Source organism: Paenibacillus apiarius (genome assembly GCF_017052585.1).
Lineage (GTDB): Bacteria > Bacillota > Bacilli > Paenibacillales > Paenibacillaceae > Paenibacillus_B > Paenibacillus_B apiarius.
In genome coordinates this window covers 194,893-207,254 of sequence record NZ_JAFFHZ010000002.1, presented here as the reverse complement: position 1 = coordinate 207,254, position 12,362 = coordinate 194,893, and the positions used below count along the sequence as shown (strand labels likewise).

The following is a 12,362-nucleotide window of genomic DNA, read 5'->3' as shown; positions in this document are numbered from 1 at the left end:
CACTTGAATATTGAAAAGAGGAGCTGGTTATGATGAATTTCCGCCGTCTGGGCAATAGCGGGTTGAAAGTGTCTGCATTGGGATTGGGGACGAACGCATTCGGGAAACGTTCCGACAGACAGACCTCGATCCGGATTATACATCATGCTTTGGATCACGGCATTAATTTCATAGACACGGCCAATATTTACGCAAACTCCGAATCGGAGCGTATTATTGGGCAGGCTTTGGAAGGGCGACGCCATGAAGTTGTGCTGGCGACAAAGGCAGGATTAGTGCGCGGGGAAGGTCCCAATGAGCGCGGATCGTCGCGGTATCACTTGCAGCACGAGCTGGACAACAGTCTGAAGCGGCTAAAGACCGATTATATCGACCTCTATCAAATCCATACGTTCGATCCATATACACCGCTGGACGAAACATTAAGGACGTTGGAAGATATGGTGCGTTCGGGAAAAGTGCGCTACATCGGGGCATCGAATTATGCCGCCTGGGAGCTGATGAAGGCGGTGGGGATTAGCGAACGCCTTGGGTTGAACCGTTATGTCTCCATTCAGACAAGCTACTCTCTCGCCGATCGGACCCCTGAGCGAGAGCTCGTCCCTCTATGTCAGGATCAGGGGATAGGAATCATCCCGTATTTTCCGTTGGCTGGCGGTATTTTAAGCGGGAAATACAGCTCCATTGAGGCAGTGCCGGAAGGATCGCGGGCGGATACCGATCCGAACTTTAACCGGTTTCTTAATCATGAACGCCTTGCTCTGAGCAGAAATATTAGCACTGCGGCACAAGAGTTAGGCTGCACTCCCAGTGCCCTTTCCCTGTCATGGCTCATTCACAGGCCAAGCGTCTCGACCGTTATCGTAGGCGCTACGAAGGTGGAGCAATTAGAGGAGAATTTGCAAAGCATCTCGATACCATTGGATGAGCGCCAACTGGAGGAGCTGGATCAAATCAGTTATCCTTTCCGTTATGGTGAGCCATTTGCTGTTTACCGGTTGCCGGAGTGAAATATTTTTTCCTAATTGGATAAAAGGATTGGAAGCGGCTATTGGCACCGTTGTTCATCTCGTCTCCTCATGGGACGAGATTTTTTATTCGCATAATAAACATTTCCGTCGCATAACATTGCATATATTCATGAAAGTTCATGAAGAAGGCTGAACAAAGCATCGGGATATATTCCCATTTAGATTATCCTTGCGAAATAACGGGCTGTTCCCTATAATGAATACTAAACTTTATAACTGGATGAAGTTTACGGGAGACAGGCATATTCTGGCCGAAGGGGTGAAGCTCTCAGGCGCTTGAGCTATCGAATGTTCAATTCGAATGCAATGCAAGCAGGACCGTAGATGGACAGGACTCTGGAGAGACTCCGTTATGGAGCACCGAAGGGGCAATACGGGTGATTTCACACGTTAAAACTCTCAGGTAAAAGGACAGGGATTGCAGAAGTGCAGGCATCGTTTCGGGTTGGAACTGTGACTATTTTCACTTATTCTCGTATTTGCTATTCTGCAAAAATTGTCCCCGGAGTCAAATCAACCGATTTGGCTCTTTTTCATGTCGTTCGGCAATAAATAAAAAGATATGAGGGGAATTTCAATGCACATGTTAGAACAATGGCTAGAAAGCGTGAATCGTTTTGTATGGGGGCCGCCGCTGCTTATTTTATTGGTAGGAACGGGTATTTTATTTACATTTCGCCTTGGTTTGCTGCAGGTGATTCGACTGCCGCTTGCTTTGAAGCTCGTGTTCAAGGCCAAAAATGAAGGCGAGGGCGACGTAACCAGCTTCGGCTCGCTCGCTACCGCGTTGGCGGCAACGATCGGAACGGGCAACATCGTCGGGGTAGCTACGGCGATTAAAATCGGCGGACCGGGCGCGTTATTTTGGATGTGGCTCGCGGCGTTCTTTGGAATGGCGACCAAGTACGCAGAAGGATTGCTAGCCGTAAAATATCGGAAAATTGACGAAAATGGGCAAATATCGGGCGGCCCCATGTATTATATTGAAAGAGGTTTGGGTATAAAATATAAACCGCTTGCCGTCTTCTTCTCCGTAAGCGGGTTATTGGTCGCACTGTTCGGGATTGGCTCATTCCCGCAAATCAATGCAATCGTGTCGTCCACACAATCAAGCTTGGGTATCCCTGTGGCGGTTACGGCGGGTGTGGTAACTCTTTTGGTTGCCTTGGTGACAATCGGGGGGATTAAGAGCATCTCTCATGTAACGACTAAAGTCGTTCCTTTGATGGCCATTATCTATTTGATATCGAGCGGTATCGTGCTTATTGTTTATGCCGAACAGATACCTTATGCTATCTCGCTCGTATTTCATAGCGCCTTCAATGCCACAGCGGCAGGGGGCGGATTCCTCGGCGCAACTGTCATGATGGCGATTCGCAACGGGATCGCAAGAGGCGTATTTTCCAATGAATCCGGTTTGGGCAGCGCCCCGATCGCGGCAGCGGCGGCAAAGGTGAAGTGGCCTGCGGAGCAGGGACTTGTGTCTATGACGGGAACATTTTTCGATACGATTATCATTTGTTCGCTGACGGGGCTGACATTGATTGTGACCGGGGTATGGAATGGCGCAGTTGATGGAGCGCAGATGACCCAAGCTGCGTTTGATGCGGCGCTACCTTATGGGTCCATGATTTTAATGATTTGTCTTGTTTTGTTCGCCTTTACGACGATATTGGGCTGGAATTATTATGGCGAACGCTGCATCGTGTATTTATTTGGAGTCAAATCCATTTTGCCTTACCGCATCGTATTCATCGTCCTGATCGGCTTGGGCGCGTTCATCAAGCTGGAGGCGATTTGGCTGCTGTCGGACATCGCGAATGGCTTGATGGCTCTGCCGAACCTCGTTGCTTTGCTAGGCCTGTCAGGTGTGGTGGCGGCAGAAACTCGTCTTTATCTGAAGCATATGAAAACACATAAATAAGAGAGTTAAAGGAAAGGTTGGAACCATCGGAATCGTGCGGGTTAATCTCGTCTCTCAATGAGACGGGATTTTTTTGTGTATGTTGTGATCATTGGACGAAAATATAAACCTGATATTGACTCCCCCTGAGCGGATACGAAAAGAATTGGAGGCAGCGGTTACATTATTTACTCAAAAATAGACGGTTATCTAAGTATAACAAGCGTCATCCACCTGAGGATGGCGCTTGTTGTTTGCAATGCATTTCTGTTACAGAGCTTGATAATGTAACGAGTGTCCCATCCTCCGCAGGGACATGCCCGTAATTTGAATCGTGGATTGCTTTGCGGTTTGCAGATGCGCTTCGGCGTAATCCTGCCAAAGTATAATGGTTTCGATTACGGGTTTGAAAGCGGCAGGGGCCGCATCCCTCATGATAAGTAAACCGGAATGCACGCTGCGATCCAACTGTTCGGCACTTTGTATGCAGGCAACCAATGTTTCCACAAGAGAAGGCGCACTTTCACCATTCAGCAATCTTTGCGCGGAACCGCTTGCCGTTACCCGGTGATAAGATGCCGGGACAAGGCTTGCATGCATCTCTGCATTTCCTTGTAAATCTTTCGTCTCGGGGATATGAAACAACTCCGTGCTAATGGAACAAACCATCTGTTCAGCATACAGGCTGTTGTATAATGCGGTTACAACAGGCTGCCACATCTCATTTTGCCTCAATAACAACACCTACTTGATATTTATGGGCGGATCACCTGCTATATCGTATGACGGAACTAATTATTTGCCACATTAATTCGCATCCCCTAGTAAAGGAATCTCCACAAATAAAAAGTGGCGTAGGATTCCCAATTTGTCCACGATGAAGACAACTTCAAGATTTCCTCTCTGGTCGGTTTCTTTTCGGTGCCCATAACATGTTTGATTGCATTATGCAGTCCAACATCGTCAATTGGAAAGGCGGAAGGAATTCTCAGACAGCGCATCAGAACATAGTTGGCCGTCCACGGTCCGATTCCCCGAATATTGACCAGCATCTTTTCCGCTTTTTTATAGTCCTTTGCGGCCAGCAATTGCTCTTTCGACAATGTGCCCTCGGCGATCGAGCGGGCTACCCCAATGAGATATTCGCTTTTTTTGGTCGTCATCTGCAATGCTGACAACTCGCTGACCGATAATGCCGCAATATCATGAGGGTCAGGGAATAACCAATATTGCTTTCCATCCAGCTCCACGCTGCGGCCAAAGTTTTCAACGAGACGCCTTTTCAAGGTATACGCAAAGGCAAGGTTAATTTGCTGTCCGATGATTCCCCAGCATAAAGCCTCGAAGAAATCGGGAATTCCGATATTGCGCAGTCCATAAAATTCTCTGACCGCTCTGTGCAGCAATAAATCATTTCTAGCTAAATCATAAAAGGGGCGCAAATCGGTCTCCAAATCAAACCATTCGCTTACATAACAAGCCACCGCGGCGCGAACCCGTTGGCAAGCAGGCGTTGTATGCCCCAAAAAACGGACGGCAAGCGCGTTATCATCCTCCGCGCTAATTTCAATGATTGGCGTTTCCCTCCCGATCGGAACAGCTTTGCGTATCCTATCGTCTTCGATATGAAACAAGCATTCGTTAGAGGCATTAGACAGATATTTCATATTTTCAGAAAAGCTGAATTCTTTCGGCACAAACAATTTCAATTGTTGCCCGTTGTCTTCCCAGGAGCCTTGCGGAAGACCGGACACGCTAAATGAGTCATCCCGCTCCGGATATATCGCATTGCTTGTCATGACAATCCTCCCCTTCTAAGTTCTCTTCTTCCTCTTTTAGTTTTAACATAAAATGATTGGATGCGATTTTGATATCTTGCTTTTATATTCGCAGAAACGTACATGCGGCCATCAACGGGGTTATACTGTGAATGGAGGCGAGCATGATGAAATATAAAAAAGAGCCGGAACATGATAATCTGCGCATCGCAGTTCAACACGAACCTGCTGCAGGCACGGGCGAGGAAGGCATAACGGACGAAATGTGGCGCGCCATAACGCAAAACGATGCGTCCTACGATGACAAGTTTTTTTACGCCGTAAAGACCACGGGCATCTTTTGCCGGCCCTCTTGCAAATCAAAGCCTCCCAATATGGCAAATGTGCGTATCTTTCAAAGCGCGCAGCAGGCCATGGCAGAACATTTTCGCCCCTGCAAACGATGCAAGCCGAGCGGACAACGATTGCCTGATGATGATTGGGTGGCTCAAATCACGCAATACATCGACACGAATTACAGTGAAACTTTAACGCTGGAAGCATTGGCCGAGGTGTGTCATGGCAGCCCCTATCATTTGCACCGCACCTTCAAGCGGATCAAGGGAATAACTCCGGTCGAGTACATTCAGCGGACGAGAATGTCGAAGGCTATTGAGCATCTCACCACTTCGGATAAAGCAATCGCGGAGATAGCACTCCGTGTAGGCATTCCCAATACAGCTTATTTCATAACGTTATTCAAGAAGAGAACGGGGCATACGCCGACAGACTATCGCCAATTATACAGCAATAAATTAACCGCGGAGGTGCTGGACAATGAAAGAAAATCATAACACAGCGATTTACTGGACGTTGTTTGTTCATCAACAATGGCGCATGTATATCGCTGCAACCTCAAAAGGGCTTTGTTATGTAGGGTCTCACAATAAGTCATTTGAAGAGCTATCCCAATGGGTTATGAACCGTATTCCGAACCGTGTTTTGTTGCAGGATGATAAGAGACTGCACCCGTATGCGGCTGAATTAACGGAGTATTTCCAAGGGAAACGCAAGTCCTTTGCCATGACGTCCGATTTGTATGGCACTTCGTTTCAATTAGCGGTGTGGAACGCGCTGCGCGAAATTCCGTACGGGCAGACCCAGTCCTACTCCGACATCGCGAATCACATTCAAAAACCGGCCGCGGTACGTGCTGTAGGAGCTGCCATTGGCGCCAATCCGGTATTGATTACAATCCCTTGCCATCGGGTAATCGGTAAAAACGGCGCGCTGACCGGTTATCGTGGCGGCGTAGAAATGAAGAAACAGCTGCTGCGGCTGGAATGTGAAAGCTTGCTTATGGAAAGGAGTCCGCTGCATACCTAATCGTCTCGCAGAGCGCATTGCTTCTATGGACTGGAATTCGTTGCAGCTCTCGCTGGACGAGAAGGGTTATGCCGCGCTTCCAACTCTATTGGACAAAGGGCAGTGTCGTGCCATTATAGATACGTGATGATGAGGAATCCAATTTTCGAAGTACAATAGATATGGCCAGATACCGGTTCGGAAGTGGGGAATACAAGTTTGTGTATTATTGGTAGAAGTTTAAAAAATTACAAACGAATGGGTTTGAGGAATTTGTCTGAACGACATAATTTTTATTTTAGGAGGGAACAACATGGAAGTTTTTACAGAATATTTAGCGCATATTGATAACCCGCAACATCGGGACCGAACGGAAGAAGTTTTGGCTTGGGTAACTAAGAAATTTCCAAATTTAATGCCAAAAATTGCGTGGAATCAGCCTATGTTTACCGATCACGGCACATTTATTATTGGCTTTAGCGTAGCCAAACATCATTTGGCTGTTGCCCCTGAAAGGGCAGGGATTAATCATTTTTCTGATGAAATTGTGCAGGCTGGCTATGATCACACCAAGCAGTTGGTACGTATCCAGTGGGATAGTCCGGTTGATTTCTCATTACTTGAGAAAATGATCGAGTTTAATATTTTGGATAAGGCAGACTGTTCAACTTTTTGGCGGAAATAATTATGAGCGTATCAGCAACCACTTTTTTGGTTGCGTACCAATTCAGAGGCGGTCGCTGAGTACACAAAGTTAAAAAAAGAGTTGGCAAAGACCTCAAAAGACCGTACAACTTATACTAATGGTAAAACTAAGCGACATAAGCTCTGTAACTTTTCAAGCCAGGTCTGCTTGACACGACACCAATTAATGTCCTATTATAAAAAATTGGAGAAATTGAGAATGATCATTCTTGACTGTCAGCTGATCGAAAAATTGAAGAGGGGTGTTCCTTGATGACAAAGAGTAGAATGAATCCAAAGGTTGATGAATATTTAAGTAAAGCTATAAAGTGGAAGGAAGAATATGAGAAGTTGAGAAATATCGTTCTTGAATGTGAGCTGACAGAAGAATTTAAGTGGATGCATCCTTGTTACACGTTTGAGAAAAAAAACATAGTTTTAATACATGGATTTAAAGACTATTGTGCGCTTCTGTTTCACAAAGGTGCCTTGTTACAGGATGCCCATGGGATTCTAATCCAACAAACGGAGAATGTACAGGCCGCGCGCCAGATTCGGTTCACCAATCTTCAAGAAATAGTTGAAATGGAGACCATCTTGAAAGCCTATATTTATGAAGCCATTGAAGTTGAAAAAGCCGGTTTGGAAGTGAATTTTAAAAAGAATACAGAATTCATAATTCCTGAAGAATTTCAAAATAAATTCGATGAAATCCCTGCCTTGAAAACTGCTTTTGAAGCATTGACGCCGGGACGGCAAAGAGCATACATTCTTTATTTTTCTGAACCCAAACAATCCAAAACTCGAGAGTCAAGGGTTGAAAAATGTATGCAGAAAATTCTCAATGGAAAGGGATTAAATGATTAATATATTCGATGAGAAAATAAATGAATCAAACTTAATCAAATTATCTTTAAGTTGGTTTTGAGATTGTAGGTGAGGGAATGCGCTTGAAATCATTTGCTGATTGTACATTTGTTCATAATGTTTTACCTGCTCCCGTAAAAGCCGTATCTCATCGTTTTTCAGCCTTAACTCCTCACTTTCATCTTTTCTTTGATTAAGCTCTTCTTTTAAATTGTTACCCTCATTATAAAGCTCAATGAAAGTTGCCTCGATGAAGTGGAGCTCGTTAATTATTTTGTTCTTGTCATTTTTGTACCCTTCAAAGATTTGTTCAATATTTGGAAAGTATACATCATCACTTTCAGTTAATCCGATAGTCCTTGGGATTGGCTTCATAGGAGTGATGAACTGCATTGTTCCTTCATAATTAAAAGGATCTCATTCATGCGCTGATTTAGGAAGGCGGAATAGTCCCGCAGCCATTTTATCCATTGTTCGTATTTATCAATACCCGGTTTAAAGACATAGTTGTTGCACAGCCTGCAATCCTGAGTTGCTATTGTTGACGTATGCCAATTGACCCATTTGTCCTCCAAGTAATCATGTTTATGTACACATTTCCGAAAATTCAATAATAAGGATATTCTGCATTTTATATCCTATCTTTATCAGTATTTTTGTACAGTTTAATGGAGATCACTGGAACAAGGAGCTGGGCTTATCTTCCCGACGAATCATCGTCCTGTTTCCGGATCGCGCGGGTACTATAGAGCTACGCTTCGGCACGGCGTCAGTACGATTACATCGGGTAGTAGGTACAGTCTGGGTATCATTTTCCACAATGCAAAATGAGTGTATTCGCAGGGGGATTCGCGTGTGAAGAGTAAGTTTTTTTACAAATATCCAAAGACGCTTCTTAATAAAGGAACGGGGTTTCTGTCCGAATATAGCCACTCCCTGAATCCATATGCAGGCTGTTCATTTGGTTGTTCATACTGCTATGTGCGTCAAATGCCTGTGGCGACGTTCCGTAAAGAGGCATGGGGGACTTGGGTGGACATTAAGCAGGAAGCCGCTAAGTTACTGCGCAAAGAGCTTCGCAGAGCGAAGGAAAAAGGGAAGGTGACGATCTTCATGTCATCCAGCACCGACCCTTATCAACCCATTGAGCACAAGGAGAAAGTCACCCGAGCTTTGCTGGAAGTCATGGCTGAAGATCCGCCTGATTTTTTATTCGTGCAGACCCGAAGTCCATTAGTCCGGAGAGATATTGATCTATTCCTTCTATTGAAAGATAAAGTAAGAGTGAGCATGACCGTTGAAACTGACCGGGAGGATATACGCAAACATTTCACGCCCGGTGCCCCGCCGATTGGCGCCCGGCTCAAGACTATGCAGCTTCTGACAGATGCGGGCGTGCCGGTTCAAGCGACCATAGCTCCGGTATTGCCCAGCAGTGAACGGTTCCCGGAAACATTAAAGAAATTGGTGAACCGCGTCTGTGTGGATGATTATTTTATGGGAGACGGCAGCGGCGGCAGAAGGACCAAAAATTTAGGCATATATGCGCTGTACGAAGAGATTGGTCTCGAAGCTTGGTACGATCCTTCCGCATATCGTCTTGTGTACGATAGACTTCTGCAGGTCTTTGCCAAGGATCAGGTCTATTTGAGTCAGAAAGGCTTCGCGCCTTAAGACTGTCGTTCGTTCTAACACGGTCCATAAGGATGGTGTTTTTCTTTTATTGCCGGTATTGAGTGTAACATGCAACCTCTTATATGCCGCTGCTCCTAAAGCTGGAAAATAGATTGCTTCCTGCTCTTGAACAGATGTAACATGGACAGTAATGGGGGGCGCCACCGTATCTCTCATGTGAAACAAAAAGGGGAGTAGCTTGCATGATGAATGTGAATGACCTGGAGCCAGGCATCCGCAGCTTGGTGAACGACTTTATCGAAGCGGGGCGGCCATCGGCCAGAGATCAGAGTATCGAAGAACGCCGGCAAGGGTATGTGGATTCCATCCCGCTTGCAGGGGAGGAGGTGTCCGTATGGAAAATCGAGAATCTCACGCTTCATGGGATACCGTTCCGAATATATAGACCCTCATATGAATCTAACCTTCCGGTGATGATTTATTATCATGGAGGGTGTTTTGTCAGCGGGAATCATGACACCCACGACCGCCAACTGCGGCTGTTAGCCAATAGAGGAAGAGCGTTAGTCGCTGCTGTCGATTACCGCTTGGCTCCGGAACATGTGTATCCGGCTGCGCATGACGATGCGCTTCAGGCCGCACAGATCGTGCGGGAACACGCCTTGTCATGGGGCGGGAATCCGGATGACATTACGCTGGCAGGTGACAGCGCAGGCGGTCATCTGGCACTGGTCACCTGTTTGCGTCTCAAGGAGCAACGGCAGTGGATGCCTGCGCGGCAAATTTTAATCTATCCCATGTTGGATGCGCACGGTTCAAGCGAAAGTTATAAGAAGTTCGGCGATGATTATGTCATCACCCGTGACACTTTACTTAGCGGTTTCGAAGCCTATTTGGCCGACACACCCAAAGCTCACCCGGAGGCAAGTCCTTTATTCCGGAATGATTTTGCGGGACTGCCTGACACTCATATTTTGACTGCCGAATTCGACCCGCTCGCCGATGAGGGTGAAGCGCTATACCGCCGTTTGCTTGAAGCTGGCGTAGAAGCGCAATGCCGCAAATATTTTGGGGTGAATCACGGCTTCTTCCAGCTGGCGGGCATCAGCCCTGCAGGCCGCACAGCGCTCCGGGATGTCGCGTCGATTATGGCAAACGGCTAAATGAGCGTGCTTTTTCCGGATAATTTGCGTTCCGGCCGAATAAGATGATGGAATGATAAAAGCAGAAGGAGTGAAATATGTTGAAAATCTCCCTTGTTTGCTTTGATGATTTTACGGATCTTGATACATTCCTGACATGGGACTTATTGAATCGGGTTCGATTGGTAGGTGGGATTGCAGATTGGGAAGTAAAGCTTGTCGGCACAGAACCGTCGCATATTTCAATGTCAGGACTTAGAATACCTATGCACGGAATGATCGAGGAGGCTAATTCATCCGACGCAGTCCTATTCGGCAGTGGCAAAGGGGTTTTGAAATTGTTTCAGAATCCTGCATATGTAAGCCGATTCAATCTTTCTCCAGATAAACAATTAATCGGTTCCATGTGTTCAGGAGCCTTGCTGCTCGGAGCCCTGGGCTTCTTAACCGGCAAGCGGGCTACTACCTATCCGACGGCGGCCGCTCAATTGTCCGCATTTGGCGTTGAAGTTGTCAACGACAGCTTTGTGAACCATGGCAACGTAAGCACGGCCGCGGGGTGTCTTGCCGGACAGGATCTATCATCTTGGGTCATACATACGTTAATGGGCAGCGAAATGGCTGAACGCGTTCTCGAGACGGTGCAGCCAGTGGGCAAAGGGCTATTTATCTCTTCGTTATAATTCGGTAATCATTGTTATGCGTCGAAAGAATCATATCCGCAAGCCGGCCTCTATTGGCCGGCTTTTTGAATGCGCAGATTGCAGGACTGCAGCTTAGCAGATGAACATGGGAATCAGAAAGAGAATAACACACAATCTTTACTCTCTCAGCTCTCATATGATGTAGTACGTAAAGAAACTCATTTGCAATAGTCCATAGGAGAATGACTAGAATTCGCTAAAAAATACAGAGAGGTATTAGAAATATGAGGAAAATAGTCTGTGCTATGCTAGGCATTGTCATCGTATTGGCTTGTGCTTTCGTAGTTTACAGCAATATGTCCGTTTCCCGTATAGATCTGCAACAGTTGTCTGTAAAAGAAGCCTTGCATGTAGGGATGCTGAAAGCAAAGCAATGGGATTCAAGCGCTGTGCCGCTTTATTTGACAAGTGTAGATGATGGGCTTGGAGAAACAAGCGGCCAGGAGGGCAAAAGGAGCAGATGGAACTTGCAAGTCGGTACTCCGGATCATAGGCGGGCAGTCGTATCAATACGCAATGGCCGTGCGGAAAAGGTTTATCCCGGAGTAGGGCCTTTTAGTCCTGACATGGTTGTCTCAAGTGAAGGAATCAATATGGATAGTCCCCAATTAGTAATAAAGAGCAAACAAGAACGAAATCTATTGCCTGGTATCGATTGGGCCAACGGGTATCATTTTGTTCTTCAAGCATCCAATGGCCACTCTACAATCACCGTCGTCGGTCTTGATAACACTACAAAACCGCAACAGATCATTTATGACTCTTTTTCAGGAGAGATTATGAACGAATAGGTTTTATAAGGAGGAATGACTATGAAAAAGTCGCTTTTGGCAATGGTTATTTCTGTTGCATTGGCTCTTGCAACCTCCTCGGCGGCTTTTGCGGACACCGTTTATACCAATCAAGACTTTACAGCATACACAGGAGCCCCTAGAGACAATAGTCCTGTCTTTGCCAGCGGCAAGAGCGCATATGTTGGCGGTGTTGCCGTTCACCCGACTTCATGGGGCAGCAGCAATTGGAATAAACCCTTATATGGATTTGGAGCAATGATTGTACTGAATCATAATCAGCGGATCACGATTCCTGGCGGACACTCTTTAAATACATTCGTCGTTGAAGATACCGGAGATCTTAATAATGCCGGCAACCTTACCTATCGATGGATCGATGTTTATTTTGGAAAATATAGCTCAACAACACATCAAGCAGCTATCAACTTCGGCAAAAAGAAATTCAGCTACACGGTCATCTCCTGAATCAAGTCTCGGGCC

15 protein-coding genes, 1 pseudogene and 1 riboswitch are annotated in these 12,362 nt (G+C 46.2%); of the genes and pseudogenes, 13 read left to right on the top strand and 3 right to left on the bottom strand.

Annotation, left to right across the window (positions count from 1 at the left end):
- Positions 1–32: 32 nt before the first annotated feature.
- A complete protein-coding gene (locus JSQ80_RS27000) occupies positions 33–1,010 on the top strand; it encodes an aldo/keto reductase (RefSeq protein WP_206098166.1) in 978 nt (325 codons plus the stop codon).
- Positions 1,011–1,357: 347 nt separating this feature from the next.
- A riboswitch (glycine riboswitch) is annotated at positions 1,358–1,456 on the top strand.
- A gap of 152 nt (positions 1,457–1,608) precedes the next feature.
- Positions 1,609–2,955 carry an alanine/glycine:cation symporter family protein gene (locus JSQ80_RS26995; RefSeq protein ID WP_206097891.1) on the top strand — a complete coding sequence of 449 codons (1,347 nt, stop codon included), beginning with the start codon at positions 1,609–1,611 and terminating at the stop codon, positions 2,953–2,955.
- A 249-nt stretch (positions 2,956–3,204) separates the two neighbouring features.
- On the opposite strand, the gene JSQ80_RS26990 is transcribed toward JSQ80_RS26995, so the two are convergent.
- Both JSQ80_RS26990 and JSQ80_RS26985 read right to left on the bottom strand, forming a co-directional pair.
- Positions 3,205–3,654 (bottom strand): hypothetical protein, encoded by a 450-nt coding sequence (locus JSQ80_RS26990; RefSeq protein ID WP_206097890.1) that lies wholly within the window; start codon positions 3,652–3,654, stop codon positions 3,205–3,207.
- A 101-nt stretch (positions 3,655–3,755) separates the two neighbouring features.
- Positions 3,756–4,733: a DNA-3-methyladenine glycosylase family protein gene (locus JSQ80_RS26985; RefSeq protein ID WP_206097889.1), complete on the bottom strand. Its 978-nt coding sequence runs from the start codon at positions 4,731–4,733 to the stop codon at positions 3,756–3,758.
- Positions 4,734–4,879: 146 nt separating this feature from the next.
- Between JSQ80_RS26985 and JSQ80_RS26980 the strand changes: the two genes are divergently transcribed.
- The 5 genes from JSQ80_RS26980 (at position 4,880) to JSQ80_RS26960 (ending at position 7,607) form a co-directional block, all read left to right on the top strand.
- The gene (locus JSQ80_RS26980) at positions 4,880–5,545 is read left to right on the top strand and encodes a bifunctional transcriptional activator/DNA repair enzyme AdaA (protein WP_206098165.1); all 666 of its coding nucleotides are present in this window, start codon (positions 4,880–4,882) and stop codon (positions 5,543–5,545) included.
- A complete protein-coding gene (locus tag JSQ80_RS26975; protein ID WP_206097888.1) occupies positions 5,529–6,077 on the top strand; it encodes a methylated-DNA--[protein]-cysteine S-methyltransferase in 549 nt (182 codons plus the stop codon). The genes JSQ80_RS26980 and JSQ80_RS26975 overlap by 17 nt, the downstream gene beginning before the upstream one ends.
- Before the next feature lie 292 nt (positions 6,078–6,369).
- Positions 6,370–6,741 carry an iron chaperone gene (locus JSQ80_RS26970; protein ID WP_206097887.1) on the top strand — a complete coding sequence of 124 codons (372 nt, stop codon included), beginning with the start codon at positions 6,370–6,372 and terminating at the stop codon, positions 6,739–6,741.
- Positions 6,742–6,771: 30 nt separating this feature from the next.
- Positions 6,772–7,014: a GrpB family protein gene (locus JSQ80_RS30150; protein WP_206097886.1), complete on the top strand. Its 243-nt coding sequence runs from the start codon at positions 6,772–6,774 to the stop codon at positions 7,012–7,014.
- Positions 7,014–7,607 (top strand): YdeI/OmpD-associated family protein, encoded by a 594-nt coding sequence (locus tag JSQ80_RS26960; protein WP_206097885.1) that lies wholly within the window; start codon positions 7,014–7,016, stop codon positions 7,605–7,607. The genes JSQ80_RS30150 and JSQ80_RS26960 overlap by 1 nt, the downstream gene beginning before the upstream one ends.
- Here the strand turns inward: JSQ80_RS26960 and JSQ80_RS26955 are convergent.
- Positions 7,596–8,000 (bottom strand): hypothetical protein, encoded by a 405-nt coding sequence (locus JSQ80_RS26955; protein ID WP_206097884.1) that lies wholly within the window; start codon positions 7,998–8,000, stop codon positions 7,596–7,598. The genes JSQ80_RS26960 and JSQ80_RS26955 overlap by 12 nt on opposite strands.
- A gap of 282 nt (positions 8,001–8,282) precedes the next feature.
- Here JSQ80_RS26955 and JSQ80_RS26950 point away from each other — a divergent pair.
- From JSQ80_RS26950 to JSQ80_RS26925, 6 genes and pseudogenes are all read left to right on the top strand, one after another.
- Positions 8,283–8,438: pseudogene (locus JSQ80_RS26950) on the top strand (2OG-Fe(II) oxygenase); the annotation flags it as partial.
- A gap of 24 nt (positions 8,439–8,462) precedes the next feature.
- A complete protein-coding gene (locus tag JSQ80_RS26945) occupies positions 8,463–9,281 on the top strand; it encodes a radical SAM protein (protein WP_206097883.1) in 819 nt (272 codons plus the stop codon).
- A gap of 203 nt (positions 9,282–9,484) precedes the next feature.
- The gene (locus JSQ80_RS26940; RefSeq protein ID WP_206097882.1) at positions 9,485–10,405 is read left to right on the top strand and encodes an alpha/beta hydrolase; all 921 of its coding nucleotides are present in this window, start codon (positions 9,485–9,487) and stop codon (positions 10,403–10,405) included.
- An 80-nt stretch (positions 10,406–10,485) separates the two neighbouring features.
- The gene (locus tag JSQ80_RS26935; RefSeq protein WP_206098164.1) at positions 10,486–11,067 is read left to right on the top strand and encodes a DJ-1/PfpI family protein; all 582 of its coding nucleotides are present in this window, start codon (positions 10,486–10,488) and stop codon (positions 11,065–11,067) included.
- 266 nt (positions 11,068–11,333) lie between these two features.
- Positions 11,334–11,879: a hypothetical protein gene (locus JSQ80_RS26930; RefSeq protein WP_240464326.1), complete on the top strand. Its 546-nt coding sequence runs from the start codon at positions 11,334–11,336 to the stop codon at positions 11,877–11,879.
- Positions 11,880–11,900: 21 nt separating this feature from the next.
- Positions 11,901–12,347 (top strand): RlpA-like double-psi beta-barrel domain-containing protein, encoded by a 447-nt coding sequence (locus JSQ80_RS26925; protein WP_206097880.1) that lies wholly within the window; start codon positions 11,901–11,903, stop codon positions 12,345–12,347.
- Positions 12,348–12,362 lie beyond the last annotated feature (15 nt).